The sequence below is a fragment of the Pseudonocardia sp. C8 genome (assembly GCF_014267175.1).
Taxonomy (GTDB): Bacteria; Actinomycetota; Actinomycetes; order Mycobacteriales; family Pseudonocardiaceae; genus Pseudonocardia.
Genome location: NZ_JACMTR010000002.1, coordinates 1,771,228 through 1,796,389, shown reverse-complemented (window position 1 = coordinate 1,796,389; position 25,162 = coordinate 1,771,228). Strand labels below are relative to the sequence as shown.

27 protein-coding genes are annotated in these 25,162 nt (G+C 75.3%); 15 read left to right on the top strand and 12 right to left on the bottom strand.

Going from position 1 to position 25,162, the window contains the following annotated elements:
- Window positions 1-59: 59 nt before the first annotated feature.
- Window positions 60-1,316 (bottom strand): Glu/Leu/Phe/Val dehydrogenase dimerization domain-containing protein, encoded by a 1,257-nt coding sequence (locus H7X46_RS09070; RefSeq protein ID WP_255426103.1) that lies wholly within the window; start codon window positions 1,314-1,316, stop codon window positions 60-62.
- 115 nt (window positions 1,317-1,431) lie between these two features.
- On the opposite strand from H7X46_RS09070, the gene H7X46_RS09065 reads away from it, so the two are divergent.
- Entirely contained in the window at window positions 1,432-2,424 is a 993-nt protein-coding gene (locus tag H7X46_RS09065; RefSeq protein WP_255426102.1) for a LysR family transcriptional regulator, read from the top strand.
- A gap of 87 nt (window positions 2,425-2,511) precedes the next feature.
- Entirely contained in the window at window positions 2,512-2,913 is a 402-nt protein-coding gene (locus H7X46_RS09060; protein ID WP_186358983.1) for a VOC family protein, read from the top strand.
- A 36-nt stretch (window positions 2,914-2,949) separates the two neighbouring features.
- Here the strand turns inward: H7X46_RS09060 and H7X46_RS09055 are convergent, their stop codons facing one another.
- Both H7X46_RS09055 and H7X46_RS09050 read right to left on the bottom strand, forming a co-directional pair.
- Entirely contained in the window at window positions 2,950-3,366 is a 417-nt protein-coding gene (locus H7X46_RS09055; protein WP_186358982.1) for a DUF3040 domain-containing protein, read from the bottom strand.
- Between the two features lie 147 nt (window positions 3,367-3,513).
- Window positions 3,514-4,584, bottom strand: coding sequence for an SDR family oxidoreductase (locus tag H7X46_RS09050; protein ID WP_186358981.1), 1,071 nt, complete (start codon window positions 4,582-4,584; stop codon window positions 3,514-3,516).
- Window positions 4,585-4,672: 88 nt separating this feature from the next.
- Between H7X46_RS09050 and H7X46_RS09045 the strand changes: the two genes are divergently transcribed.
- From H7X46_RS09045 to H7X46_RS09035, 3 genes are all read left to right on the top strand, one after another.
- Window positions 4,673-5,872, top strand: coding sequence for a DNA glycosylase AlkZ-like family protein (locus H7X46_RS09045; RefSeq protein WP_186358980.1), 1,200 nt, complete (start codon window positions 4,673-4,675; stop codon window positions 5,870-5,872).
- Window positions 5,873-5,977: 105 nt separating this feature from the next.
- Window positions 5,978-6,163, top strand: a complete 186-nt coding sequence (locus H7X46_RS09040) for a DUF1508 domain-containing protein (protein WP_186358979.1) — start codon at window positions 5,978-5,980, stop codon at window positions 6,161-6,163.
- A gap of 89 nt (window positions 6,164-6,252) precedes the next feature.
- Window positions 6,253-7,170, top strand: a complete 918-nt coding sequence (locus H7X46_RS09035) for a SigB/SigF/SigG family RNA polymerase sigma factor (RefSeq protein WP_255426101.1) — start codon at window positions 6,253-6,255, stop codon at window positions 7,168-7,170.
- 25 nt (window positions 7,171-7,195) lie between these two features.
- Here H7X46_RS09035 and H7X46_RS09030 read toward each other — a convergent pair whose 3' ends face one another.
- On the bottom strand, window positions 7,196-7,993 hold the full coding sequence (locus tag H7X46_RS09030; protein WP_186362535.1) for an SDR family oxidoreductase: 798 nt from the start codon (window positions 7,991-7,993) through the stop codon (window positions 7,196-7,198).
- 243 nt (window positions 7,994-8,236) lie between these two features.
- Between H7X46_RS09030 and H7X46_RS09025 the strand changes: the two genes are divergently transcribed.
- On the top strand, window positions 8,237-8,593 hold the full coding sequence (locus tag H7X46_RS09025) for a TraR/DksA C4-type zinc finger protein (protein ID WP_186358978.1): 357 nt from the start codon (window positions 8,237-8,239) through the stop codon (window positions 8,591-8,593).
- 74 nt (window positions 8,594-8,667) lie between these two features.
- On the opposite strand, the gene H7X46_RS09020 is transcribed toward H7X46_RS09025, so the two are convergent.
- Window positions 8,668-9,246 carry a type 1 glutamine amidotransferase domain-containing protein gene (locus tag H7X46_RS09020; RefSeq protein WP_186358977.1) on the bottom strand — a complete coding sequence of 193 codons (579 nt, stop codon included), beginning with the start codon at window positions 9,244-9,246 and terminating at the stop codon, window positions 8,668-8,670.
- 156 nt (window positions 9,247-9,402) lie between these two features.
- Between H7X46_RS09020 and H7X46_RS09015 the strand changes: the two genes are divergently transcribed.
- A complete protein-coding gene (locus tag H7X46_RS09015) occupies window positions 9,403-9,672 on the top strand; it encodes a hypothetical protein (protein ID WP_186358976.1) in 270 nt (89 codons plus the stop codon).
- Here H7X46_RS09015 and H7X46_RS09010 read toward each other — a convergent pair.
- The 4 genes from H7X46_RS09010 to H7X46_RS08995 all read right to left on the bottom strand — a co-directional run bounded on the left by H7X46_RS09010 (window position 9,642) and on the right by H7X46_RS08995 (window position 13,284).
- Window positions 9,642-10,226 (bottom strand): hypothetical protein, encoded by a 585-nt coding sequence (locus H7X46_RS09010; protein ID WP_186358975.1) that lies wholly within the window; start codon window positions 10,224-10,226, stop codon window positions 9,642-9,644. The genes H7X46_RS09015 and H7X46_RS09010 overlap by 31 nt on opposite strands.
- A gap of 155 nt (window positions 10,227-10,381) precedes the next feature.
- Complete coding sequence (locus H7X46_RS30580; RefSeq protein WP_186358974.1) at window positions 10,382-11,602, bottom strand: helix-turn-helix domain-containing protein; 1,221 nt, start codon at window positions 11,600-11,602, stop codon at window positions 10,382-10,384.
- Window positions 11,603-11,675: 73 nt separating this feature from the next.
- Entirely contained in the window at window positions 11,676-11,870 is a 195-nt protein-coding gene (locus H7X46_RS09000; RefSeq protein ID WP_186358973.1) for a ferredoxin, read from the bottom strand.
- Window position 11,871: 1 nt separating this feature from the next.
- On the bottom strand, window positions 11,872-13,284 hold the full coding sequence (locus tag H7X46_RS08995) for a fatty acid desaturase (RefSeq protein WP_186358972.1): 1,413 nt from the start codon (window positions 13,282-13,284) through the stop codon (window positions 11,872-11,874).
- Window positions 13,285-13,592: 308 nt separating this feature from the next.
- Between H7X46_RS08995 and H7X46_RS08990 the strand changes: the two genes are divergently transcribed.
- Window positions 13,593-13,793, top strand: coding sequence for a hypothetical protein (locus tag H7X46_RS08990; RefSeq protein ID WP_186358971.1), 201 nt, complete (start codon window positions 13,593-13,595; stop codon window positions 13,791-13,793).
- Window positions 13,794-14,062: 269 nt separating this feature from the next.
- Here the strand turns inward: H7X46_RS08990 and H7X46_RS08985 are convergent, their stop codons facing one another.
- Entirely contained in the window at window positions 14,063-15,220 is a 1,158-nt protein-coding gene (locus H7X46_RS08985) for an NAD(P)/FAD-dependent oxidoreductase (protein ID WP_186358970.1), read from the bottom strand.
- A 258-nt stretch (window positions 15,221-15,478) separates the two neighbouring features.
- Between H7X46_RS08985 and H7X46_RS08980 the strand changes: the two genes are divergently transcribed.
- The 7 genes from H7X46_RS08980 (at window position 15,479) to H7X46_RS30575 (ending at window position 22,593) form a co-directional block, all read left to right on the top strand.
- Entirely contained in the window at window positions 15,479-15,961 is a 483-nt protein-coding gene (locus H7X46_RS08980; RefSeq protein WP_186358969.1) for a MarR family transcriptional regulator, read from the top strand.
- 233 nt (window positions 15,962-16,194) lie between these two features.
- The gene (locus H7X46_RS08975; protein ID WP_186358968.1) at window positions 16,195-16,989 is read left to right on the top strand and encodes an alpha/beta fold hydrolase; all 795 of its coding nucleotides are present in this window, start codon (window positions 16,195-16,197) and stop codon (window positions 16,987-16,989) included.
- Window positions 16,990-17,010: 21 nt separating this feature from the next.
- A complete protein-coding gene (locus tag H7X46_RS08970) occupies window positions 17,011-18,240 on the top strand; it encodes a nitrate/nitrite transporter (protein ID WP_186358967.1) in 1,230 nt (409 codons plus the stop codon).
- 118 nt (window positions 18,241-18,358) lie between these two features.
- Window positions 18,359-19,015 (top strand): maleylpyruvate isomerase family mycothiol-dependent enzyme, encoded by a 657-nt coding sequence (locus tag H7X46_RS08965; RefSeq protein WP_186358966.1) that lies wholly within the window; start codon window positions 18,359-18,361, stop codon window positions 19,013-19,015.
- 104 nt (window positions 19,016-19,119) lie between these two features.
- A complete protein-coding gene (locus H7X46_RS08960; protein ID WP_222131248.1) occupies window positions 19,120-20,409 on the top strand; it encodes an aromatic acid/H+ symport family MFS transporter in 1,290 nt (429 codons plus the stop codon).
- Window positions 20,410-20,519: 110 nt separating this feature from the next.
- Entirely contained in the window at window positions 20,520-21,620 is a 1,101-nt protein-coding gene (locus tag H7X46_RS08955; RefSeq protein ID WP_186358965.1) for an LLM class flavin-dependent oxidoreductase, read from the top strand.
- A 10-nt stretch (window positions 21,621-21,630) separates the two neighbouring features.
- On the top strand, window positions 21,631-22,593 hold the full coding sequence (locus H7X46_RS30575) for an AraC family transcriptional regulator (protein WP_186358964.1): 963 nt from the start codon (window positions 21,631-21,633) through the stop codon (window positions 22,591-22,593).
- A gap of 118 nt (window positions 22,594-22,711) precedes the next feature.
- On the opposite strand, the gene H7X46_RS08945 is transcribed toward H7X46_RS30575, so the two are convergent.
- Both H7X46_RS08945 and H7X46_RS08940 read right to left on the bottom strand, forming a co-directional pair.
- Window positions 22,712-24,328 (bottom strand): NAD(P)/FAD-dependent oxidoreductase, encoded by a 1,617-nt coding sequence (locus tag H7X46_RS08945; RefSeq protein ID WP_186358963.1) that lies wholly within the window; start codon window positions 24,326-24,328, stop codon window positions 22,712-22,714.
- Window positions 24,329-24,330: 2 nt separating this feature from the next.
- Window positions 24,331-25,104 carry a cyclase family protein gene (locus H7X46_RS08940; protein WP_186358962.1) on the bottom strand — a complete coding sequence of 258 codons (774 nt, stop codon included), beginning with the start codon at window positions 25,102-25,104 and terminating at the stop codon, window positions 24,331-24,333.
- Between the last annotated feature and the right edge of the window lie 58 nt (window positions 25,105-25,162).

The window sequence follows — 25,162 nt, the reverse complement described above, 5'->3', positions numbered from 1 at the left end:
GTCCTGTGCCACGGGACCGAAGCTCCATGAGTGTGTGCCTGGAGAAGTGGGCCGAGCGGTCAGGGAATGACGACCGGCTCGGTGCTCGGCGCCGGGTCGTCGGCCCAGCGGTGGCCGGTCTCCCGCGGGGTGACGCCCTCATCGGTCCACGCGGCGAGCAGCTGCGCGACCTTGGCGTGCATCACGGTGCGGAGCCGGTCGAACGAGGTCTCCGGGTCGTCGTCGACCTCGCCGAGCAGCAGCCACCAGGCCCAGGCGACGGCGCCGGCGTTGGCGACGAAGTCCGGCAGGACCGGGATGCCGCGGGCGGCCAGCATGGATTCCGCCTCCGGGGTGGTGGCGGCGTTCGCGGCCTCGACGATCACCCGTGCCCGGACGTCGTAGGAGTTGTCCGGGGTGATCGCGTAGGAGATCGCCGCCGGGACCAGGATGTCGGCGTCGGCGGACAGGATCGCGGCGCGCGGCAGCTGCTCGACCCCCGCGGGCAGCCGGGAGCGGTCGACCTCGCCGTAGCCGTCGCGCAGGTCCAGCAGCGCGGGCACGTCGAGGCCGTCGGCGCAGTGCAGGGTGCCGGCCGCGTCGGCCACCGTCGTCACCGTCATGCCGGCCTCGTGCAGGTAGTACGCGCACGCCCCGCCCATCGTGCCGATCCCCTGGATCGCGACGGTCGTCTCGGCCGGGATCTGGCCCCAGGACACGGCGGCGGCCAGGCAGGCGTGGGCGACGCCGTAGCCACCGATCACGTCGCCGAGCAGGAACCCGCCCTCGACCTCGGCGTTCAGCCCGCGGCGGACCCGCTCGAGGGTGGCGGCCGGGTCGTCGGCACGGCTGATCGCGGCGTGGAAGCTCTGGCCCAGGCCGAGCTTCTCGAACACCTCGTCGATGAGGTGCTGGGGGACGCCGAGGTCCTCGGCGGTCACCCAGTGCCGGTCCAGCCACGGGCGCATGGCCTCGCAGAACCGCTCCAGCACCTCGACGGCACGGGGGTCCTTCGGGTCGAAGTCGATGCCGCCCTTGGCCCCGCCGACGGGCAGGTCGAAGGTGGCGGTCTTGTTGGCCATGCCGCGGGCGAGGTCCTCGACCTCGCTCAGCGTGCAGCCGGCCCGCATCCGGGTGCCGCCGGTGGCCAGGCCGGCCCGCAGGGTGTGCACGACGAGGTAGCCGACCGCCCCGGTGACCGAGTCGTTCCACTGCAGCCGCAGGTACGGCTCGGAGCGGCGGATCGCGGGGGCGACCGCGGCGGCCCCGGTGGCGTGCGGAACGGCCCCTGCGGTCAGCTGCGGAGTGCCCCCCGCCGGGTTCTGCATCGTCGTCATGGCGACCCACCTCCTTCGTCCACCTCAGCCTGCGGCCGCCTCCGCCGCGGCGTCCATTTACGGATCATTCACGGCACTGTTCAGGGTTCCTGCAGAGGCGCCTAGGCTCGTTCGCATGGACCTCTCGCTCCCGCGTCTGCGGATGCTGCGTGAGCTACATCGGCGGGGGACGATCACCGCCGCCGCGGCCGCCCTGCACTACACGGCGTCCGCGGTGTCGCAGCAGCTCGCGCAGCTGGAGCGCGACGTGGGGACGCGGCTGTTCGAGCGGCGCGGGCGCCGCGTCCAGCTCACCGACCTCGGTGTGCTGCTGGCCGAGCACGCCGAGGAGATCCTCGCGTCGGTGGAGCGGGCGACGCAGGCGCTCGAGGGTGCCGGGGAGTCGATAGCGGCGAAGGTCACAGCGGGGGTGTGGGCCTCGGTGGCGTCCGGGCTGCTGCCGGACGCGCTCACCGCGCTGGCGCGCAGCCATCCGGGCGTGGTGGTCCGAACCCGCGAGCTGGCCCCGGAGGAGACGGCGGCCGCGGTCCGCGACGGCGCGCTCGACCTGTCGTTCGTCCTCGACTACTCGAACTACCCGATGACCTGGGATCACGGCCTCGAACGCGCCGTGATCGCCGTCGAGCGGCTCTACGCCGCCGTCCCGGCCGGGGCGGTGCCCGCGGCCAGCGTGACGCTCGCCGAGCTCGCCGAACACCCGTGGATCATGTCGCCGGCCCGCTCGCACTTCGGCCAGGCGGCCCGGCTGGCCTGCCAGGCAGCGGGGTTCGCGCCGCGGATCGACCACGAGGTGGAGGAGCAGGCGACCGCGATGGCGATGGTGGCCGCCGGGCTGGGCGTGACGCTCGTGTCCGACCTGGGCCTGGCACTGCGCCCCCCGGGGGTGGACGTCGTCGCCCTCGCCGAGCCGCTCACCCGGACCGTCTCGCTGGCCTACCGCACGAACTCCGCGCGGCGGGCCGCGTTGCTGCTCGTCGTCGACGCCGTCCGCACCGCGGCCGCCGAGAAGGGACTGGGCGCCGACACGGCGCTGCCCGCGCCGACCGCGGCGGAGGCCGGCCCCGGCGCGGATCTCGAGATCACCGGCGACGGTCTGCGCCTGGGCTGATCCCCTCCACTCGGAGGGGCACACGGCCCGGACCCGGCTGATAGACACATCGCGACATCTGCACGCGAGAAGCGAGGGAGCTTCACGGTGGCCTTCCCGGGACTGCAGCACGTCGCACTGACCGTCAGCGACCTGGAGCGCAGCACGCAGTGGTACGCGAGGCTGTTCGGAGCCGACCCCGTCCTCGACGAGGACGAGGAGGGCGGGCGCTTCCACCACACCGTGTTCGCCCTGGACGGCGGCATGCTGTTCGGCCTGCACACCCACCAGGGCCGCGAGTCCCGCGACCGCTTCGACGAGGAACGCACCGGCCTCGACCACGTCGGCTTCGCGGTCGGCTCACGGGCCGAGCTGGAACGGTGGGCGCAGCGGCTCACCGACCTGGGCATCGCCCACGACGGCATCAAGACGGCCCACTACGGCAGCGGCATCTCCTTCCGCGACCCCGACGGCATCGCGCTCGAGCTGTTCGCCTTCCCGGAGAGCTGAGGACCGGCGCCGTCCGCACCACCGGCCCGCGGGTGGTCAGGGGCGGCGGTCCTCTCCCTCGCCGTTCCCGTCCTCACCGAGGCCGTCCCACTTGGCCTGCACCGCGATCAGCGCCATCGCGAACGGGATGCCGAGCAGCAGCCCGATCGACAGCAGCGCCGCCAGCCACTCCTTCGGGACGAGCGCCAGCACGATCACGCCGATCGCGACGGCCTGCAGGATGCGGTCGAGCGGGACGCCGGGGGCCTCGCCGCGCCCGGCCCCTGCGGACTCCAGCGACGACATCTCGGACTCGAGGTCCGGGTACGACCGGCGCAGCTCCTGCTCCAGCCGGGACAGCGTGCGTTCCTCGGTGCGGTTCAGCGGGCGGGCAGACGGCCGCGGCCCGGGGTCCGGGGCGCCACCGGGCGGCTGCGACGGCGGCGGGGGCGGAAGCGGTGGCGTGACAGACATGATCTTCCTCCTCGGTGCCGGCCCACACCGACGATCCGAGCTACCCGTACCCCGCACATGATATCGAACCGGACAAAACCCCGCTCCCCATCCGTGCTGGCACAACCGCATCGCCGGCACCGGCCGTGTACCCGGTCCGGCCCCGGTTCACCCGGCGGCGAGCCGCACGGTGCGCGCGTCGCGGGCCGGTGGCTGGACCGGGCGCGGCGGCGCGGGCAGCCGCCGGACACCGGCCCGGCCGTGCGGGCGGGCCGGGGTCACCACGGGCAGCGGGCCGGTGCCCGAGATCCGGGGCGCCGGGAGCCGCTCGGCCGGGACGTGCGCCGGGCAGGCCGGGAGCTCGGGCAGCGCGGGCAGCGAGCCGGCACCGGGCGGCAGCGCGCGCACCGGGAGGTGCGCGTCGCGGAACGGTGTCGGCACCGGCGACGGGCGGGTGGGCCCGGTGGCGGCGGGACCCTCACCGGGCCGGGCGGGCCGCTCCCGGCCCCGGCCGGTGACCCTCGCCGCCAGCCGCAGCACCGTCCGCGGCGCCTCCAGGTACCCGACGAGGGCGCGGCAGGCCCAGCCCGGAGCGGACCGCGTGCGGCCGCGGGCCAGGTCGTCGAGCGACCGGCGGACGACCGTCTCCGGCGCCGGGCGGAACGGCCCGCCCGGCTCGTGCGGCCCGCGGATCCGGCCGGTGACGACGGCGGTGACCGTCACCCCGGTGCCGCGCAGCGACGCGGCGACGCCGTCGGTGAAGGCCAGCACCCACGACTGCGCGGCGGCCCGGGCGTGGCCGCCGGACGGCAGGTAGCCGGCGAGGCCCGCGACGTTGAGGACACCGCCGTGGCCGCGGGCGGTCATCACCGGGAGGGCCGCCCGGGTCAGCCGCAGCACCGCCTCCACGGCCGGCTCCACCCCGGCCGTGAGCGCGTCGGACGACGCGCCGGCGACCACCGGGCCGGTCCCGGCGCCCGCGTGGTTGACGAGCAGCTCCACCGGCACCGCCGGGTCGGTGACCCGCCGCTCCACGGCGGCCAGCCCGGCGGGGTCGGTGAGGTCGGCGGCGAGCGTCTCCACGATCGCCCCGGTGGCCCGCCCGATCCGTTCGGCCGCGTCGGCGAGCCGGTCGGCGTCCCGGGCGACGAGGACGATCGAGTACCCCCGCTCGGCGAGCTCGCGCGCGTAGGCCTCGCCGAGCCCGCGGCTTCCCCCGGTGACCAGTGCTGTCGGCATGCCGCGCACGGTAGGCGCGGGACGCTGTGGTGGCCCTGAGAACGCCGCGCACCCGGGTAGCGTTCCGGCCGGACGAGAGGGGATTTCGATGCCGCGGACACGGCCGGCGGGGACGCCCGGCGCGACGGGCGGTCCAGAAGCCGGCGTCGGCCCCGGCCGCGACATCGACGTCTCCGCGGTGCTCGCCTGGCGCTCGCGCCGCCAGCACCTCGACCGCCCGCACGGCCTCGCCGCCGCGGACGTCGTGCGCCGGCTCGCCGGAGTCCAGGCCCAGGTGCCCTCGGCCGCCGAGCAGGCGGTCGCGGTCCGGCGCGCGGAGGCCGTCGGCGGGACCGCGGAGGCGCTGGCGTCGGGTGCCCTGGTGCGGGTGTGGGGCCAGCGCGGCACGCTGCACCTGCTGCACCCGGCGGACGCGCCCTCGTACCTGGCGCTGCTGGCGTCCGTGCGGAGCTGGGAGCGGCCGCCGTGGCAGCGGGAGTTCGCCACGGCCGGGCAGGTGGCCGCGCTGGCCGAGGTCGCCGCCGAGGTGCTGCCCGGCGCACGGCTCACCCGGGCCGAGCTGGCCGGCGCCTACGCCGATCGCACCGGCGACGGTTCGCTCGCCGAGCGGCTCGGCTCCGGCTGGGGCGCCGTCCTCAAACCGCTCGCCTGGCAGGGCCTGCTGTGCCATGCGGCCGCCGGCCCGGCGGACGGCACGACGGTCCGGTTCACCGCGCCGCCGTGGGCCGGGCGGCTCCCGGCGGTCGAGGACGCAGCCGCCGTCGCGATCCCCGCCTACCTGGGCGCGCACGGTCCGGCGACCCCGGAGACGTTCGGGGCGTGGCTGCTGCGCGGCGCGGTCGGCAAGCGGGTGCTACGCGGCTGGTTCGACGCCGTGGCCGCCCGCGGCCTCATCACCCCGGTCCGGGTCGGCGGCGGGACCCGCTGGGCCCGGACCGCCGACGTCGACGGCCTGGCCGCCGCGCGGCCGCACGAGGAGCTCCGGCTGCTGCCCGCGTTCGACCAGTTCCTGCTGGGCCCGGGCACCGCCGACCCGGACGTCCTCGATCCCGCGCACCGGTCGCGGGTGAGCCGGGCCGCGGGCTGGATCGCGCCGGTCGTGCTGCACCGCGGCCGGGTCGCGGGGACCTGGGAGACCGGCGGCGACGGCCCCGGCGACGGCGGGGCCGACCTGCTCGTCGCCCCCTTCCCCGGGACCACCCTCCCCCGCGACGCCCTCGCCGCCGAGGCCGCGGTGCTCGGCCGCGTCCTGGGCCGGACGCTGCGCCCCGTCGTGCGGCAGGGGTAACGAGCCCGGCGTTTCGCGCCGCATCACTACACCGAATGGGCTAGCCTCCGCGGCCGTCGGCAGGACCGGCGTCCGGCCGGTCCGGCACGAGACGAGGAGGCCGTCATGGCAGGCAAGTTCGAGGTGTACGAGGACCGCGCCGGCAAGTTCCGCTTCCGGTTGAAGGCGTCGAACGGTCAGGTCGTCGCCACCGGCGAGGCCTACGAGAACAAGGCCGCGGCGAAGAAGGGCTGCGAGTCGGTGCAGCGCGCCGCCGAGGGCGCCGAGGTCGTCGAGGCGTCCAACGCCTGATCCGCCGGGGAAAGGGTCCTGCCCGCGCCGAGGTGCAGGACCCTCTCCCCCGCGGGCTTGTGCCCGCCCGATCCTCACCGTTACGGTCGATGATCCGGTTCGCCCGCGGCACCGCCGCCGCCGGACCGTCCGATCCGTTCAACACGCAGCGGACCCCGCACCTGCCACCGGCGAACGCGAGGGACCCCATGCGCACGTCCACCCGCCCTGCTCCCGTCGACACCGACCGCGACGGCCGGCACGGCTACGACCGCGTCGTCCGCGACCTGGAGCGGCTGGCCACCACCCCCGACGGCGCGCCCCACCGGCAGGCCCTGCGCGAGCAGGTCATCCGGGAGTTCCGCCCGCTCGTCCGCAACCTGTCCCGCCGTTTCGCGCCGGGCGGGAACGGCGCCGAGGACGTCGAGCAGGCCGGCATGCTCGGCCTGGTCAAGGCCGTCGACCGCTACGACCCCGGGGCCGCGACCGGCGGGCCGCTCGGCTACCTGGTCCCGAGCATCCGCGGGGAGATGAAGCGCCACCTGCGGGACCGGTCCTGGTCGGTGCGGGTGCCGCGGGACCTCAAGGAGCTCGCCGTCCGGGTCCGGAGCACCGCCGACGACCTCGGGCAGCGGCTCGGCCGCGCGCCGCGGCCGTCCGAGCTGGCGCGCGAGCTCGGCGTCGGCACCGACGAGGTGGTCGACGCCCTGGGCGCACTCGACTCGCACCACGCCCGTTCGCTCGACGCCCCCACCGGCGACGGTTCCGAGGGTGGCGACGACCTCCCGCTCGGCGAGCGGATGGGCACCGACGATCCCGGCCTCGACCTCGCCGCGCACCGGGCCGAGCTGCACGCCGTGCTGGCCGAGCTGCCGGAGCGCGAGCGGACGATCCTCATGCTGCGGTTCTTCGGGGACCAGACGCAGTCGCAGATCGCGGCCCGGATGGGGCTGTCCCAGATGCACGTGTCCCGGCTGCTGTCCCGCACGCTGGCTCGGCTGCGCGAGCAGCTGACCGAGCAGGGATGAGCCGGACCGGGACGACGCGCGCCGGTCAACCCGGCATGGTCTCGCCCCCGACCGGGGCGAGGACCTCCCCGGTGTAGTACGACGACAGCGCGGGCGCCGCGAAGAACACGTAGGACGGCGCGACCTCGTCCGGGTCGGCGGCCCGGCCCATCGGGGTCTGCTCGCCGAACCCCTCGACCTTGCCCTCCGGCATCGTGGCCGGGATCAGCGGCGTCCAGACCGGGCCGGGTGCCACGCAGTTGACCCGGATGTTCCGCGGCGTGAGCGACTGGGCCAGCGAGTACGTCAGCGACTGCACCGCCCCCTTGGTGGCCGAGTAGTCGAGCAGGGACTTGTTGCCGCGCAACCCGTTGACCGATCCGGTGTTGATGATCGCGCCACCGTCGGGCAGGTGCTCCAGCGCGGCCCGGGTGACCCGGAAGAAGCTGTGCACGTTGACCTCGAACGTGCGTAGCCACTGCTCGTCGGAGATGTCGGTGAGCGAGTCGTACGGCTCCTGGGTGGCCACGTTGTTGACCACCGTGTCCAGCCGGCCGAGCTCGCCGACGGTGCGCCGGACGACCTCCGTGCAGTGCCCGGCGTCGCCGAGGTCGCCGCGCAGCATGAGGCAGCGCCGTCCCTCGGCCCGGACGAGCCCGGCCGTGTGCTCGGCGTCGCCGTCCTCGGAGAGGTAGGCGAGCGCGACGTCGGCGCCCTCCTTGGCGAAGGCGACGCAGACCGCTCGGCCGATCCCGGAGTCCCCGCCGGTGACCAGCGCGACCGTGCCGGCCAGGAGGTCGCGCCCGCGGTAGCCGCGCATCTCGTCCCGGGGGTGCGGGTCCATCGGGCCGGTGCCGCCGGGCGGGGGCTGCTGCTGGGCGGGCGGGCTCTCGGGCACGGGGTCCTCCCGGGGTGCTCGTCGGTGCTGGTCGCCGGCGGGCGCGGGCGGGGGGACATGCCCGGGCCCGCCGGCGCTGCACGGTTACCCGGTGCGTCCCTGCACAAACGGTCCCGCATGCCCCCGCGACGACCGGGGTAGTCCCGCACCGCCCCGGCCGGAGGGCCGGGCACGAGGGAAGGAGAGCCGATGGACCCGGAGCGGGCACGGACCCTGCTGACCGACGAGCTCGAGCGCCTCGACGGCGGTGTCGGCAGCGAGCAGCCGGCCCCCGGCGACGACCGTTCCGCCGCGGGCCTGGACTTCGGCGACGCCGGGTCGCGGGCCACCGAGACCATGGACCACGACCTCGCCGTCGGTGCCCGGGACGGCCGCCGCGAGCGGGTGCGGGCCGCGCTGTCCCGCCTGGACCGGGGCGAGTACGGCCGCTGCGCCGTGTGCGGCGCCGAGATCGACGACGAGCGCCTCGAGATCCGGCCGGAGACCGACCGCTGCCGCGAGCACCCCGAGGACGACGCGCAGATGCCCGGGCCGGTGGAACCCTGACCGGCACGCAACGACGGCCCGGGACCGGCGGGTCCCGGGCCGTCGTCGTGCCGTGCGGGTGGCGTGCGGGCCGGTCAGGCGGTCGCGCCCTCCGGGTGGACCGGGTGCCTGCCCTCCGCGAACTCCTCGACGAGCTTCGCGCAGAACGCGTCGAGGTCGCCGGGGTTGCGGCTGGTCACCAGGCCCTCGTCGCAGACCACCTGCTCGTCGACGACGGTCGCGCCGGCGTTGCGCAGGTCGGTGCGGATGCTCGGGTAGGAGGTCACCGTGCGTCCCTTGACGACGTCGGCCTCGACCAGCGTCCAGGGTCCGTGGCAGATCGCGCCGACCGGCTTGCCCGCCCGGAAGATCGCCTGCACGAACGCGACGGCGTTCTCGTCGGCGCGCAGGTTGTCCGGGTTGACGGTGCCGCCCGGCAGCACCAGGGCGTCGTAGTCGTCGGCCGAGACGTCGGTGACCGCCCGGTCGACCTCGATCTTCTCCGCCGGGTTGATGTCGGAGTTCATCGACTGGATCGGCTCGGTGGACAGGGACACCACGTCCACCCGGGCACCGGCCCGGCGCAGCTCCTCCCGCGGCTGCGTCAGCTCGACCTGCTCGACCCCGTCCGCGGCCAGGATCGCGACGGTCCGGCCCTCGAGTTCGTTCGCCACCGTGGTCCTCCTCTCTTCGGTGCGGCGCGGTCCCATGGGGGGTTCCCGCTGCGGCGCGCCGCATTCACCTGCGCCGGCCCCGTCACAGGGCAGGTGTGCCGGGCCCCCGCGCCGGGTATCCGCGGGGCCCACACCGGTCCGGTCCGGGAGGAGCCGATGAGTCCTGACCGCGAGCGCTACCGCGAGGGGTTGCCCGACCACCACGATCCGACCGCCGGGATCGGCGGGGCGTCACCGGCGCGCAGCGCGCTGACCCTCCGGGCGGTGCTGGCCGGCTTCGGGCTGGTCGTCTCCGCCGTCGGCGCGGTGCTGGCCTGGGGGGCCGGGATCCGGTGGTTCGCCGTCGTGCTGGTCGTGGTCGCCGTGATCGCGCTGGCCGACCTGTGCTGGATCCTCTACCGGAAGTGGCGGGGCGAGCCCGGCTGAGCCGGCTCCGGCGCGGTCCCCGCCACGCGTTGCGCGGCGTCCACACAGGACGCGACCCGGACGACGCCGGGGCTCGCGGCGTCGAGGCCGTAGAGCTCCGGGCCGGGCAGGTCCGCCGAGAGCGCGCGGGCGTCGTCGGTGACCGCGGCGAACCCCTGCCGTCCGTAGGCCCACACCGCGCGGTCCCCGTCGGCGACGGCGAGGTCCTCCCCCACCACCGGCGCGGACAGGAACACGACGTCGCCGTCGGTCACCGCGTAGCGCTCCCCGGCCGGGACCGCGCCGGTGGGCAACGCGCCGACCAGGGCGTCGAAGTCGGTCCCCCGGGCCGGCGTGCAGGAGCGGAGCGCGGCCTCCGGATCGGCGGCGGCGAGGCGGGCGAAGTCCCCGGCGGCCCCGGCGGGACCGTCGATCTGCTTGCCGGCGCGGGCCTCGGCCGGCCCGACGAGCGTCCCCGCGCCGACGACGACCGCGGTCAGCAGTCCCGCGCCCACCAGCAGCACACCCACGCACCAGGCCACGGTCCGCAGGACCAGTGACCGGGAACGGCTCATGGCTCCTCACGCTAGCCGGGTCCGGGCGCATCGGCGCCCCGAAGCACGCACGGTGACCCGGCCGGGCTGCCGTTCGGCCGAGCAGTTCGCCCGTTCGGGGGCAGGGCCGGCGGCCGGCACGCCCGTGCGTGCGCCCGCGGACCGCCGACCGGGTGTCAGTCCGCGGGGCGCAGCACCGCGCTCCCCAGCACCCGGCAGGCCCGTAGCGCCACCTCGAGGTCGAGCCGGCGGTCCGACAGGGCTCGGCCCCGGGCCTCCTCGGCGCGGCGCAGCCGGTACTGCACCGAGTTCTTGTGCAGGTGCAGCTCGGCCGCCGCCGCGGCCAGGCTGCCGCCCGCCCCCAGGTAGGCGTCGAGGGTGTCGCGCAGCCGCGCGTGCGGCTCGTCGTCGGTCGCGAGCCCGCCCAGGACCTCCCGCACCCACGAGCCGAGCAGGTCGGTGTCGGCGCCGAGGAGCAGGAGCGGTCCGAGCGTGGCCGGCGTCGTCACCGCGTGCCGGGTGTCCGGCGCGGCCGCGGTCACGACGGCCTGGACCTGCCGGGCGCGCCGGTGCGAGCGGCGGAACCCGTCGAGGTCCCGGTCCGGGCTCCCGAGCGCCACGAACACCTCGCCCGGCTCGAGCGCCGCATCGGCGGCCACGGGTGCCGGGTACCACGCCCACAGGGTGGCCGCGTCCGGCGCGACGACCAACGGCGGGCGGGTGCACCCGAGCGCGTCGCCGACGGCGCCGACCGCACGTTCCATGGCCCGGCCCGGGTCCGGCGCCCCGGGCGCGGACCAGATCACCGCGGCCAGGTGCTCGCCGGTCACCGGGTGCCCGAGTGCCCGTTCCACCTCGGCGGTCGTCCCGCCGCGGCCGGCGAGCACGGCGTCCACCATGGACAGCCGGGCCGCGTCACGGCGGCGCACCCAGCCGTCCCGCTCGGCCTGGTGCACGGCGACCATCTCCTCGGAGACCCGGTCGACGTAGCCGAACGCCACCGACGACAGCTCCCGGACGACCGCCGCGACCTCGTCCGCGGCCAGCCCGGCCGCCGCGATCCGTGCGACCAGCACCTGCTGGAAGGCGGCCTGCCCGAGCCGGTACGCGCGCAGCAGCACGGTGACCGGGACGCCCTGCTGGGCGAGCCGGCGGGCGATGTCGACGGCAGCCGGCGGGACGGGTGCGTCGTCCGGGTCCCCGCCACCGGTGAGGACGGCGAGCGCGCCGTCCAGCGAGCCCTCGACCGTCGCGACCAGCAGCTCCCGCACGCGCGGGTCACGGCCGAGGTCCGGAAGCCCGGCGTCGATCTCGGCAAGGACCCGCCCGTTGAGGGCGCCGGCGTCGTCCCGGACCGCGCCGGCGAGGCGGGCGAGGGTGTCGGTCACCGGGGGCACGACGGGACCGTAGCGCGCGCCGGCGCCCGCCCGGCCCCGGAGCGGGCCGGACGGGCGTCGGCGGGGGTGCCGTTCAGTTGTCGTCGAGGCGCAGCGCCCGAGCGGGGCAGGCCTGCACGGCCGCGTGCACGTGCTCCCGGTCGGCCGCCGGCGGGTGGTCGTCGTGCACGACGACCACGTCGTCGGGCCCGATCTCGAAGTAGTCGTCGGCCATGGCCTCGCACATCCCGAAGCCCTCGCAGGCCCCCGTGTCGGCGACGATCCTCATCTCAGACCTCCTCGGTCGTCAGGGCGACGAAGTCGACCTTGTCGCGGACCCCGCAGTCGGGGCAGGTCCAGTCGTCGGGGATCTCCGACCAGGCGGTGCCGGCCGGGAAGCCCTCGGCCTCGTTGCCGGCGGCGACCTCGTAGGTGTAACCGCAGCCGGGGCAGCGGGCGGCGGTCACACCGTCGACCTGCTTCTGCCGGGCGGTGTCGGCGAGCTCGGTCTCGACCGGGTCGGCGGGCGGCGGGTACGCGGCCAGCAGCCGCTCGCGCTTCGCCGGCTGCAGGTTCGCCAGCCGCAGGTCGCCGTCGTAGTGCGCGAGCACCAGCGGGTCCATCAGCCGCCGGAACACCGGCGGCACGAGTGCGGCGAGCATCATCCCGGTGTAGCCGGTCGGCAGGACCGGGGCCTCCGGGAAGTCGCGCAGGGTCTGGAAGCGCCGGGTCGGGTTCGCGTGGTGGTCCGAGTGCCGCTGCAGGTGGTAGAGCAGCACGTTGGTGGCGATGTTGTTGGAGTTCCACGAGTGCGCCGGGGTGACCCGCTCGTAGCGGCGGCGGTCCGGCGGGCCGACCTGCTGGCGCAGCATCCCGTAGTGCTCCATGTAGTTGACCAGCTCGAGCAGGGTGAACCCGACGACGGCCTGGATCAGCAGGTACGGCAGCAGCCTCCAGCCGAAGGACGCGATCAGCACGCCCCACAGGACCACCGACATCAGCCAGGCGTTGAGCACGTCGTTGCCGATCCGGAACGGGTGCCGGTCGCGGCGGGCGTAGCGCTTGCGCTCCAGCTTCCAGGCGCTGGTCAGCGAACCGAGGACGGTACGCGGCCAGAACCGGTAGAAGCTCTCCCCCATCCGGGCCGATGCGGGGTCCTCGGGAGTGGAGACGCGGACGTGGTGGCCGCGGTTGTGCTCGACGTAGAAGTGCCCGTAGAAGCTGGGCGCCAGGGCGATCTTGGCCGCCCACCGCTCGACGTCCTCGCGCTTGTGGCCGAGCTCGTGCGCCGTGTTGATCGCGACCCCGGCGACGGTGCCGAGGGTGACGGCCATGCCGATGTTCCCGATCAACGGGGCCCCGGCGTACGCGATGTACCCCGTGCCCGTGAACAGGCCCGCGTACTGCAGCGGGAGGTACGCATAGGTGACCCAGCGGTAGTAGCGGTCCTCCTCGAGCTGCTCCATCACCTCGTCCGGCGGGTTCGTCGGATCGTGCCCGGCGACCAGGTCGATCGCCGGGACGATCACCAGGACGACGACCGGGCCGAGCCACAGCATCACCGACAGCCCGGTGAGCAGGTGCAACCCGATCGCGAGGAACGGCAGGATGGGCACGACCAGGCCCAGCAGCCAGGCGTGGCGCTTGCCGTCGTGCCAGGTGTCCCTTCCGTCCACCGGTCGGGACAGTGGGTAGGTCTTCACGGCTCCGGTCTCCCCTCGCGTCGGCTCTGACGGGACTGGTGGGAGACGGTAGGGAGATCACGGCGGGAGTCCTTCGGTCCCGGGAACGAAGCCGGCGGCACCGTTCGGTCCGGCGGACCAGGACGCGGGCTCGGGGGTGGGCGCGTCGCCCGCGCGGTTGACGGACCACGGACGGGGTAACCCTCCCGGGCACACCGAGGCCACGAGGAGGTCGTCATGGGTCGCACACCGATGCGTCGCGGTCGGGGTCGGTACGCGGGGGCGTGTCGTCCGTGTCCCGCACGTGCGGTCCGGCCCGGGAGGCCCGGATGACACCGGATCTCACCCGTGCGGCCGAGGCGATCGACCGGTTGCTCGCCGAGCTCGGCCCGGACGTCTCCCGGGAGGAGGTGACCGCGGCCGTCCGGAAGGCCTGCGACGACCTGCGCGGCAGCCCGGCCGGGGCGATGCCCGAGCTCGTCGAGCGGCTGGCCCGTGCCCGGCTGACCGCACCGAGGGCCGACGTCTGACCGTGCGGCCGGTCCGGTGTGCCTGCCGCACGAGCGGGGTACCCGGAACCCGTGACATCGCAGCACCCCAGGGACGATCCGGAACCGGAGGGCGCGCCCCGCTCGACCCCGAGACCGTGGTGGACGAGCTCGAGGAGCGGGTCACCGGCAGCCGGACCGGCGAGCCCGGTCACGAGGGCGAGGACCCGGTCGACGACGACTCCGGCACCGGTATCGACGAGGAGTCGACCGGCTGAGGGTGTGCCGGTCCGGGACCCGGGCGCGCGTCCTCAACGACCGGACGCCCGCGGGAGGCCGGTCGGGACCGCCTGCGCGGCACGGAGCCGGGAACGGCCGAACGAACGCGAACGCCCCAGGGTCGAGAGCAAGAGCCGGCGCGGCAGCTCCGGCACGTCGTTGAGCCTGCCGATTCCGTACGAGAACCGCTGGGTGTGCCGGATCAGCGGTCGCTCGGTCCGTTCCCAGCGGGCCAGCCGTTCGGCAGGCGTTCCGGCACCGCAGCTCATCGCATGGGCGAGCCCGTGGGCCGCCATCATGGCGCATCCGCCTCCCTGCCCGAGGTACGGCGGCTGGGCGTGCGCGGCGTCTCCGAGCACGGCGACCCGGCCGGTGGACCACGACCGCAGCTCGACCCACTCGAACTCGTCCCACCGGGCGACCGGGCCGATGCGGGACACGATGGATGCGGCGTGCGGGAAGGCCCGCTCCCACACCGGCCGCGGGATCTCGGCCCCCATGGCCTCCCGGTCGCCGGCGGGACACACCAGCGCGATGTAGGCGTCGGTGACACTGCTCGGGGTGTAGAGCAGGAACCGGCGCCCGGACATCCACTCGATGTAGTGGTCGGCGTCGGCGGCCGGGAGCAGATCGGTGTCCCGCGGGATGAGCACGCGCGCGCAGCGCTGGCCCAGCCGCCGGCGGCGACCGAGCAGTCCCAGCCCGTCTCGGAGCCGGGATCCGACGCCGTCGGCGACGACGACGAGATCGGCCGCGCGTCGCTCGCCACCGTCGAGCACGATCGCGCCGCGCGGGTCGACGGCGTGCGCTGCCGAGCCGGTCACGATCTCCGCACCCGCGTCGGTCGCGGCGGCGACCAGCGCGGAGATCAGCCGCTCGCGCAGCACGGTGAGCACCTGCACCTGGCCCGGCCCGTTCGTGGGGAGCCGGGCGAGTGTCCGGTTGCGGCGGTCCCGGGTCTGGATCGACGGGCCGTGGTGGGCGCCCTCGACGGTGCGCTCACGCACACCGAGGTCACCGAGGACGCCCAGCCCGTTGCTCCAGAGGTAGATGCCCGAGCCGAACGCGCGCACGGTGTCCTCGCGTTCGTGCACCGTGACCGACCAGCCGCGACGGGCGAGCGCGGCGGCCGCGGTCAGTCCGCCGATACCGGCCCCGACCACCTCCGCGTGCGGCGTGCGTGACGACATGTCGAACGTCCTTCCGTCCCCTCCGGACACGGACCGTCCGCGGGGCGCCTCACCGGGACCGCGCGGACGGGCGGTCCGTACTGTTCGGAGACCGGGAGCCCGCCCGGCCTGCCACCGGTCGCGGGTTCCACCGGGCCCGTACGTCGGGTGGCCCGGTTCGACGGACAGAACATAGCTTGCTATGCGATCCGCCGCCAGCCCCGGATCGCAGCTCGTCCGGACGGCAGCGGGTGCGGGCAGACCAGGAGGCGGAGACAGGTGAGCGACCGGCACGACGAGACCCCCGACCTCCCCGCGGATCTGGAGGACGCCTGGGCCGAGGCCTGCAACGGCATCTACCGCGTTCTCAAGCGCGGACGTGGCACGGTCGGCAGGCGCGGAGCCGGCACCGACCTCACCGAGGCCCAGGTCGCCACCCTGGAGTCGGTGGCCCATCAGGGCCCGCTCCCGGTCGGCGTGATCGCCCGCCAGGCGGGCATCGCCCAGCCGACGGTCACCCGCATGATCAACGGCCTGGAGCGGCAGGGGGTCGTCCGCCGGATCCCCGGTGAGCACGACGACCGGGTCGTCCTGGTGGAGCTGACCGAGGCCGGACGCGAGCTGTGGGAGGCCAAGTACGCACTGCTGCGCCACTGGCAACGGGACTCCCTGCTCCGGTTCCCGGCGGAGCAGCGCGCGGACGTCGTGGCCGTGCTCAGCCGCCTGGTCGAGATCATCGAAGAGCAGATCGCCGAGAAGTGAAGAAGTTCATAGCGCGCTATTGACTGTCTCTGTCGCCCCTCTTACCGTCGTCAGTGGCCGTCGACAACACGACCTCGCTCACATCGACGGAGCGTCTGCCCGCTCCTCCGCACCGCCCCCACGTCGGGAGGGACGGTGCCGTGTGCGCCTTCCGCGCGGCGGGTGCACCGATCCCTTGCACGCCTCCGGGCACCGCCGTGCCCGGGGCCGGTCGGCTCCGGAAGGACCAGATCATGATCAAGACGCTGACCCGCGGCACGGTCCCGCTCGAGTACGTCGAGTACGGCGACGCGGGAGCCCCGCCCCTGCTGCTCCTGCACGGCTGGGCACAGGACCACCGACTGTTCCGGCACCTGGCGCCGCTGCTCGCCGAGGACCACCGGGTGCTCTGCCTGAACTTCCGCGGCCATGACGGGCGGCTGACCGACGTCGGGGACTTCACCGCCGACGATCTCGCCGAGGACGTCCTGGAGGTGATCGACCGGCTCGAACTCGAGGACGTCCGGATGCTGTCCACCTCGCACGGATGCTGGGTGAACATCGAGGTGCACGACCGGCTCGGCGCGCGATCGATCGGCCGGACGGTCGTGGTCGACTGGCTGATGCAGCCCTTCGAGGGTTTCCATACCCTGATCCGGGAGGGGTGCGCCCCGGAGACCGTCGTCGCCGCCCGGCGGGGCCTGTTCGACGAGTGGACCGAGGGCACCGACAACATCGACGTCATCGACCACGTGAACCGCGAGATGACCTGGTTCGGCGAACGCATGTGGATGCGCGCGTGCCGGGAGATCCAGAAGAGCTACGCCGAGTGGGGCGACCCGCTCAAGCGGATGACACGCCTTCAGGACGGGCTCCGGGTGCGGCACGTGTACTCCCAGCCGCTCGCAGCCGGGTACCGGCAGTTCCAGGAGGACTTCGCTCGACAGAATCCGTGGTTCGAGCCCGTGCACATCCCGGGCCGGACCCATTTCCCCACCCTGGAGAGCCCGGCCGCGGTGGCCGAGGCCGTCCGGTCCTTCTACGCCTGACCACCGGCCGAGGAGACGACGATGTCCCCTACACCTGCGGCCGGCCCGGATTCGGGCCGCCGGTGGCTGATGCTGGGCGTGACCGCACTCGGTTTCGTCGCGTTCACCTTCAACTGGTTCGTCATGCCCGGCACGTTCGGTGGTGTCGCTCAGGCGTTCTCCTCGGGCCTGCCCGAGCTCGCCCTCCTGCTGTCCGCGTTCGTGGGCGGCTACGCGGTGATGCACATCCCGGCCGGCTTCCTGGCCGTCCGGTTCGGACTGCGGTCGACCATGACGGCCGGGCTGGCCCTGGAGGGGGCCTCCACCGCGCTCGCGGCGCTGGCCCCCGACTACCGGACGTTGCTGGTGCTGCGACTGGTCGCAGGCCTCGCCGCCTCCGTGTTCGCCGGGATCGGCATCGCCGCGGTCAGTGCCTGGTTCCGCGAGCGCGAGCACGCGCTGGCCATGGGGGTCGTGTCGGCGTCGTTCAGCGTCGGGGTCGCCGTCGGCCTCTACCTCTGGACACCCGTGCTCGACGCGCTCGGCTGGCGCGCCGGCCTGGCCGCGGCCGGTGGCACGGCGTTCGCCGTGGCCGTCCTGGTGGGGTCGGTGTACCGGGCCCCCGACGGGACCGCCGAGTTGCGCGGCACCGTGCTGACCCGCGGGTCGATCCGGGCCGTGCTCGGCAACACGGCGCTGTGGCGCTTCGGCCTGGCGTTCTTCGTCGGGTATGGCGGCTACTTCGCGGTGGCGCAGCTGGTCGGCACGTTCGCCCTCGACGCGGACTACCCGGCGTCGGTGGCGGCGCTGGCCGCCCTCATGGCCGGCGTCGCCGGGCTACCCGGAAGCCTGGTCGCCGGATGGCTCTCGGACCGTTCCCGGCGCCGCCGGGCCTGGTTCACCGCGTTCCTGGTGCTCCAGGCGGCCGGCACGCTGCTCCTCCCGCTCCTCGGCCCGGGCGGGCTGTGGTTCGCGGCGTTCCTGGTCGGTTTCGGGTTCAACGGCTGCTTCGCGATCTGGCAGACGATCCCGGCCGATGTCGCGGGGGTGCCCTCGGAGCACGTCGGGACCGCGGTCGGGCTGCTCCTGACCGTCGGCGGAGTCGGGGGGTTCGCCGTCCCGTGGGCGGTCGGGGCCCTGACACCCGGGCACGGCTACCCCGCCGCCTGGACGGCGGTCGCGATCGGGACGCTCGCCTGCCTGGCGGCCGTCGCGACCCCCGTCCGCCGCCGGCAGGTGCGGACGCCCCGGGCGGCTCCCGCGGTGCCCTGACGCTCCGCGGTTCTTACCGCCACCCACGTCCGGCCGACCCCCGGCTTGACGCGCCACTCGGATCGTAAGAAACTCTGACCACTTGGTCAGAGACTCTGACCGGTCAGGGGGTTCCGCGGTGGACCGCGACGAGAAGTGGACCGTGATCGCCGACCAGCGCCGGGTCCTGGCCGACCTCCTCGCCGGACTGACCCCGGAGGAGTGGGAGCGGCCCTCGCTGTGCGCGCAGTGGCGGGTGCGCGACGTCGCGGCGCACGTCGCGCTCACCCCGCAGTCGCCGGGGATCGTCCGCATCCTCGCGATGGGCGTGCGCGCCCGCGGCGACCTCCAGGCCGTCAACCGGGACATGGCCGTCGCGCACGCCGCCCGGCCCGCCGCCGAGCTCGTCGACGAGCTCCGCACGCTCGCCGGCAGCAGGGCCAAGCCGGCGATCACCACGCTCGACAACCTGCTGTTCGACACGATGGTGCACATCCAGGACGTCGCCGTCCCGCTCGGGCGCACGGTCGCCATGCCGGCCGGCGCCGCACGGGAGGGTCTCGACCGGGTGTGGCGGATGGGCTGGCCGTTCTGGGCCCGCCGCAGGCTCCGCGGGCTGCGCCTGACCGCCACCGACGCCGACTGGCGGGTGGGCGAGGGTGCCGAGGTCCGCGGGCCGGTCCAGGCGCTGCTGTTGCTGCTCACCGGGCGGACGACGGCCGCGCTGCCGCAGCTGGCCGGGCCCGGCGCCCAGCGGCTGACCACCACCCTCGAGCCCGGGCGACCGATCGGGTGACGCTCGCGCGTCCGCCGATGACAATTTCATGCTGTTTGCGTGACGTTCGGCATACCTACGCCATATGGTGCTTCCCGACCGGGTGACAACCGAGGAGGAACGCCATGACCGACGTGACCCGCACGTCCGCACCACCGCGGGCCGGAACCCGCTCCCGGGCCTGGGTGATCGCGCTGTGCTGGACGGCGATCGTCGTCGACGGCTACGACCTGATCGTCTACGGCACCGTGCTGCCCGCGCTGATCTCGGGCGAGTGGGCGCTGGCACCCGGCCGGGCCGGGTGGATCGGCTCGATGGCCCTGATCGGCATGCTGGTCGGCGCCCTGCTCGCCGGGATCGTCACGGACCGGATCGGACGCCGCCGCCTGATGATCCTCTGCATCAGCTGGTTCTCGGTGGCGATGCTGTTCTGCGCGCTCGCCCCGAACCCGGAGGTCTTCGGGCTGCTGCGGTTCGTGGCCGGCATCGGGCTCGGCGGCGTGGTGCCGACGGCGATCGCGCTCACCGTCGAGTACGCCCCGCCGGGCCGGCGCAACGCGGCCAACGCCCTGATGTTCTCCGGCTACTCGGTCGGCGGGGTGCTCGCCGCACTGGCCGGCATCGCTCTGCTGGAGCAGCTCGGCTGGCGCGCCCTGTTCTGGATCGGCGCCGGGGTCGGTGCCGCGCTCGTCGCGGTCGTCACCGTCGCGCTGCCCGAGTCGGTCGCGTACCTGGCCGCGCGGGGCAGGCGTGAGGAGGCCACCGCGCTGGCCGGCCGGTACGGCATGCCCGTCCCGGAGATCGCCGAGACCGGGGCACCGGCCGGGGGCGTCCGGGCGCTGCTGGCCCGCGAGCACCTGCGCGGCACCCTGCTGTTCTGGCTGGGCACCGGGTTCGGGCTGCTGCTCGTGTACGGCCTCAACACCTGGCTCGCGCAGATCATGCGGCAGGCCGGCTACCCGCTCGGCGGCGCGCTGGCGTTCCTGCTCGCGCTCAACCTCGGCGCGATCCTCGGCACCCCGCTGCTCGGTTCGGTCGCCGACCGGATCGGTCCCCGCCCGGTCGTGACCGGCATGTTCCTCACCGCGGGGGCGTCGATCCTGCTGCTGATGATCCGGTTCCCGACGCCGGTGCTGCTCGCGCTCATCGCCGTCGCGGGCGCCTGCACGATCGGCACCACGATCCTGGTCAACTCCTACACCGCGACGTTCTACCCGGAGCACCTGCGCGCCACCGGGCTCGGCTGGGCGCTGGGCATCGGCCGGATCGGCGCGATCGCCGGACCGCTGTACGGCGGTGTGGTCATGGCGACCGGGGCCGGGTTCGCCGCCAACTTCCTGGCGTTCGCGATCCCCGCCGTGCTCGGTGCGGTCGTGATGGCGCTGGTCCCGCGCCGGGTGACGACCGGGACCTGAACGCGTTTCCGGACGCGGATCGGCCACCGGGCGCGCGAATCGGATCGTGGGCGCGCCGCTGCCGGGCCGAGACTCGGCGCACCTCATACCGGCACCCACCAGGAGCGACCATGGTCAAGCCCGTCGCGGACGGCAAGGGCTTCAAGCTCGGGCTCTTCTCCGCCAACTGCTCGTCCGGACTCGCCGTCACCCGCGTCCCGGAGCGCTGGTCCGGCAGCTGGGAGGACAACCTGCGCCTCGCCGAGCTGGCCGACGACGCCGGGATCGACTTCCTGCTCCCGATCGCCCGCTGGATCGGCTACGGCGGCGAGACCAACTTCCACGAGGGCGTGCTCGACCCGACCACGCTCGCGTCGGCCCTGCTCGCCCGGACCCGCCGGATCACGGTGTTCTCCACCGTGCACACGGCGTTCCACCACCCCGTGGTCGTCGCCAAGCAGCTCGCCACCGCGGACCGGATCGGCGCGGGGCGGGCCGGGATCAACATCGTGGCGGGCTGGAACGAGCCCGAGTACCGGGCGCTCGGCGCGGACCTGCCCACCGACCACGACGCCCGCTACGCGCTCGCCCAGGAGTGGTGGGACGTGATCCGCCGGCTCTGGACCGAGCACGGGCGGTTCGACCACGACGGCCGGTTCTTCCGGCTGGAGGGGGTCGAGAGCATGCCGAAACCGCACGACGGCCCGCTCCCGGTCCTCAACGCGGGCTCCTCCGGGCAGGGGCGTGGCTTCGCCGCCCGCAACGCCGACGTCGCCTTCACGATCGTCGGCGGACCAGAGGACGGTGCCGGGATCGTGCGGGAGATCGGGCACGCCGCCCGCACCCGGTACGGCCGCACGGTCGGGGTCTTCACGCTCGGGCACGTCGTCTGCCGGCCGACCCGGGCCGAGGCCGAGGACTTCCTGCGCCACTACGCCGACGAGCACGCCGACTGGGCCGCGGTGGACAACCTCATGCGCCTGCAGGGCCTGCACGCGCAGTCGTTCACCCCCGAGATGCTGTCCACCTACCGTGCCCGCTTCGCCGCGGGGCACGGCTCCTGCCCGCTGGTCGGGACCCCGGACGACGTCGCCGACGCGATCGCGGCGTTCCACGAGGCCGGGTTCGCCGGAATGACGCTGTCCTTCGTGGACTACGTCTCGGAGCTGGAGCACTTCGCCCAGGAGGTGCTCCCGAGGTTGGAGGCGCGGGGCGTCCGCGCCCCGGTCTGAGGAGGTGCTCGTGCACGGATCGGACACGCCGGTGCCGGCGCGGCGCAGCGACGAGCTCGCCGAGCTGCGCGAGCGGGTGCAGCGGGTGACGGTCGTGCACGAGATCGGGGTGCGGCGCGGCCGCCCGGACGGCGCCGTCGCCGTGGCCGAGCTGGGTGCCACGAACGTCGCGTTCGTGCGCTACGGCGCCGAGGTGACCGTCGACGCGTTCCCGACGCGCACCCGGTTCGCCCTCACCGTGCCGCTCGGGCCGATGCGGGTCCGCGCCCGGGGCCTCTACGACGGCGGCGTCGCGGCGGGTGCCTTCGTGCTGTCCGGCGACCGGCACACGGTGATGGAACCCGACCCGCACGCGGGGGCGCTGGTCGTCTCGACCGGCTCGGCCCGGATCGAGGACCATCTTCGCACGCTCACCGGCCGGGAACCGGGGCCCGCCGTGCGGTTCCTGCCGGCCGGCGCGGTCCCGACGCCCGCTCCGCCGTCGCTGCTGGACGAGGCCTGGCGGACGACGTGCCGGGTGCTGCGCGACAGCGGTGGCCGTCCGGCGGGCATGCTCGCGCGAGTGCTCGAGGAGCAGCTGCTGACCGCGGTCCTGCTGTCCCTGCCGCACACCGCGAGCGGTGCCCTGCACGACGACCGGACCCGCGCGGCACCGGCCGATCTGGTCGACCGTGCCCTCGCCTGGCTGGAGGAGCACCATGCCGAGCCGGTCACCGTCGGCGGCCTCGCCCGGGCCACCGGGGTGAGCACCCGGCGGCTGCAGGAGGAGTTCCGGCGGCGGCGGGGCAGCGGCCCGGCCGCCGCACTCCGCGAGATCCGATTGGCCCGCGCCCGCCGTGCCCTCGCCGCCGGCGAGGCACCGGTCGCCGAGGTCGCCCACGCGTGCGGGTTCGGCCACCTCGGCCGCTTCGCCCACGACTACCGGGTCCGCTACGGGGAGCTGCCGTCGCAGACGGCCCACCGCGGCCGGTGACCGGCCCGGGAGGAGCCGCCGGCTCCCCCGGGCGCCCGGCACACGGGCGGCGGTGCGATGCGCCGCCCGAGCCGCCCGGTGCGCCGGGCGCGGCCGGCGCGCACGACCCGACGGCGGATCAGGTCCCGCGCAGCCGGGACCGCAGCCGGGCGAACGCGCCCGGGGTGGCGAGCCGGTCCGCCACCAGGTAGCCGGACGCCCCGCCCAGTCCCGGGCCGGGATGGGTGGACGCACCGATCTGCCAGAGCCGCCGGACCGGGGTCGCGTGGCCGCCCGAGGTCGGCAGCGGGCGCCACCAGAAGTTCTGGTCGAGCTCGGCCGAGCCGCCGTACGGGTCCCCGCACAGGGCGTTCGGGTTGTACGCCGCGATCCCGGCCGGGTCGGTCACCTCGACGCCCCGGACCAGGTCGCGCAGGCCCGGTGCGTGCGCGGCGATCCGGTCCAGGACCCGCCCGGCGTAGGCCTCGGCGAGCGCGGGACCCCAACCGCCCGTGGTGTCCAGCTCGCCGGCCGCGTCGCCGACCGGCTCCCACGGCAGTTCCTGCAGCTGCAGCCACAGCGCGGCCGCGCCCTCGGGCACCCGGGACGGGTCGAGCACGTGCTGCTGCCCGACGACGACGGTGGGCCGCCGGGGCAGCAGCCCGGCCTCCGCCTCTGCGCAGGCGATGGCCGTCGACGACGACCCGTCCGAGAGGTGCACCAGCGGCACGCCGCCCAGGCGGGGATCGGCCCAGGGCACCGGGCCCGACAGCTCCACGTGGATCTGCATCGCGGCCCGGCCCGGCCGGTAGCGGCCGGCCGCGGCGGTGACCCCGGGCGGCACCGCGCCGGCGGGCAGGAGCGTGCCGTACAGCGCGGGCGGGGTGACCGAGGCGAGCACCGCGCGCTCGGCGCGGATCTCGAACCCGTCCCCCGCGACGCCCGCGGCCGCCCCGCCGTCGGTCCGGATCCGCTCCACCCGCCGTCCGGTGTGGACGGAGACGCCGAGCTCGTCGAGCAGCCGCTCCCACGCGGTGAGGAAGTTCCCGGCGCCCCCGGCGACGACCGGCAGCCCGGCACCGTGCAGGGTCGCCGCGAGGACCGGCACCATCAGGCCGCCGGAGGCCGAGTCCGGGGCCAGCCCGGCGTGCAGCAGCCACGGCGCCCACAGGCGGTCGGTCTCCGGCCCGGCGAACCGGGAGCGCAGCCAGGAGCGGCCCGAGGTCAACGCGTCGCGGGCGTAGGACCCGAGCCCGGCCCGGCCGGCCGCCCGCGCCAGCGTCGCGACCGGCCCCAGCGACGACGGCGCGTGCAGCTCCGCGCCGAGCAGCCCGCCGATCCCGGCGGCGTGCGCGCCGAACCGCTCGATCATGGCCCGGTAGGCGTCCCGGTCGGCCGGCTCGGCGAACCCGGCCACGGTCCCGGCGACGTCGCGGTACGCGAGCACGACCTCCCCGCCCGCGGTGACCGTCGCGGTCAGCGGTCCGTCGGTGTTGGCGTAGGCCAGCCCGTGCCGGTGCAGGTCGGCGCCGAACGCCGCGTACGCCGGACCGGTCACGAACAGCGGATGCCAGCTCGACCAGGTGTCGTGTACGTACCCGTCCCGCTCGCGGGCGGCGACGAACCCGCCGATCCGGTCGTGGTCGTCGACCAGGGCGACCGACCATCCGGCCCGGGCGAGCCGGGCGGCTGCGGCGAGCCCGTTGATCCCGGCGCCGACGACGACCGCGTCGGCCCGGCCGCGGTGTGCCGCCACGCTCACCCCTCGACCAGCGCGAGCACCCGCGCCGGGCTGCCCGACCCGCCGACGATCGGCAGCGGGCACACCACCAGTACCGCGCCGGTGGCCGGGAGCTCGTCGAGCCGGCGCAGGCTGGTCAGCCCCCACTTGCCGGCCCCCATCAGCTCGGAGTGGCACGGGAACGCCGGCTCCAGCGCGGGCGCCTGCCCGGCGTCGGTGCCGACGGTCTCCACGCCGAACCCGGTGATCGGGGTCTCGCGGGCGAGCCACCGCGCGCACTCCGGGGACACGCCCGGGGTGTGCGGACCGTGCTCGTCGGCGTTGGCGAACGCGGCCGCGTCGTCGCCGCGCGCGGACCAGCCGGTGCGGTAGAGCAGCCAGCCGCCCTCGGGCAGCGACCCGTGCTCGGCCTCCCACTCCTGCACGTGGGCGATCTCGAGCAGGAAGTCGGCGTCCTTCGCCGCCTCCGCGGTCCTGTCGATCACCACCGCGGGAGCGACCAGTGTGGACAGCGGTGCCCGGGAGACGTCGAGGCCGTCCTTGCCGGTGATCCAGTGGTTCGGGGCGTCGACGTGGGTGCCGGTGTGCTCGCCGGTGTGGATGTCGTTCCAGTACCAGGCCGGGCCGCGGTCGTCGTAGCGGGAGAGCTCCTCGAGCCGGAACCGGCTGGTGTTCGCGAACGGGGCCGGGAGCTCCAGGATCGGGGTGGACTCCTGCAGGGGCGTGGTCAGGTCGACGATCCGGACCGCGCCGGACCGGGTGGCGTCGAGCAGGGCGGGCAGCACGGGCATGGGACCTCCGGGTCGGGCGGGCGTGCGGGGAAGGATCCGGCACCGGGCGCGCGGGCGG

Excerpts from the sequence above, each read along its gene's own strand:
- H7X46_RS08940 (WP_186358962.1), bottom strand. The coding sequence starts at position 25,104 with ATGCCCGTGCTGCCCGCCCTGCTCGACGCCACCCGGTCCGGCGCGGTC.
- H7X46_RS09025 (WP_186358978.1), top strand. The coding sequence starts at position 8,237 with ATGGACCCGGAGCGGGCACGGACCCTGCTGACCGACGAGCTCGAGCGC.
- H7X46_RS08970 (WP_186358967.1), top strand. The coding sequence starts at position 17,011 with ATGTCCCCTACACCTGCGGCCGGCCCGGATTCGGGCCGCCGGTGGCTG.
- H7X46_RS09000 (WP_186358973.1), bottom strand. The coding sequence starts at position 11,870 with ATGAGGATCGTCGCCGACACGGGGGCCTGCGAGGGCTTCGGGATGTGC.
- H7X46_RS09040 (WP_186358979.1), top strand. The coding sequence starts at position 5,978 with ATGGCAGGCAAGTTCGAGGTGTACGAGGACCGCGCCGGCAAGTTCCGC.
- H7X46_RS08985 (WP_186358970.1), bottom strand. The coding sequence starts at position 15,220 with ATGTCGTCACGCACGCCGCACGCGGAGGTGGTCGGGGCCGGTATCGGC.
- H7X46_RS09065 (WP_255426102.1), top strand. The coding sequence starts at position 1,432 with ATGGACCTCTCGCTCCCGCGTCTGCGGATGCTGCGTGAGCTACATCGG.
- H7X46_RS09055 (WP_186358982.1), bottom strand. The coding sequence starts at position 3,366 with ATGTCTGTCACGCCACCGCTTCCGCCCCCGCCGCCGTCGCAGCCGCCC.
- H7X46_RS08990 (WP_186358971.1), top strand. The coding sequence starts at position 13,593 with ATGACACCGGATCTCACCCGTGCGGCCGAGGCGATCGACCGGTTGCTC.
- H7X46_RS09035 (WP_255426101.1), top strand. The coding sequence starts at position 6,253 with ATGATCCGGTTCGCCCGCGGCACCGCCGCCGCCGGACCGTCCGATCCG.
- H7X46_RS08955 (WP_186358965.1), top strand. The coding sequence starts at position 20,520 with ATGGTCAAGCCCGTCGCGGACGGCAAGGGCTTCAAGCTCGGGCTCTTC.
- H7X46_RS09045 (WP_186358980.1), top strand. The coding sequence starts at position 4,673 with ATGCCGCGGACACGGCCGGCGGGGACGCCCGGCGCGACGGGCGGTCCA.
- H7X46_RS09070 (WP_255426103.1), bottom strand. The coding sequence starts at position 1,316 with ATGACGACGATGCAGAACCCGGCGGGGGGCACTCCGCAGCTGACCGCA.
- H7X46_RS09030 (WP_186362535.1), bottom strand. The coding sequence starts at position 7,993 with ATGGACCCGCACCCCCGGGACGAGATGCGCGGCTACCGCGGGCGCGAC.
- H7X46_RS08975 (WP_186358968.1), top strand. The coding sequence starts at position 16,195 with ATGATCAAGACGCTGACCCGCGGCACGGTCCCGCTCGAGTACGTCGAG.
- H7X46_RS09015 (WP_186358976.1), top strand. The coding sequence starts at position 9,403 with ATGAGTCCTGACCGCGAGCGCTACCGCGAGGGGTTGCCCGACCACCAC.
- H7X46_RS08960 (WP_222131248.1), top strand. The coding sequence starts at position 19,120 with ATGACCGACGTGACCCGCACGTCCGCACCACCGCGGGCCGGAACCCGC.
- H7X46_RS09050 (WP_186358981.1), bottom strand. The coding sequence starts at position 4,584 with ATGCCGACAGCACTGGTCACCGGGGGAAGCCGCGGGCTCGGCGAGGCC.
- H7X46_RS09010 (WP_186358975.1), bottom strand. The coding sequence starts at position 10,226 with ATGAGCCGTTCCCGGTCACTGGTCCTGCGGACCGTGGCCTGGTGCGTG.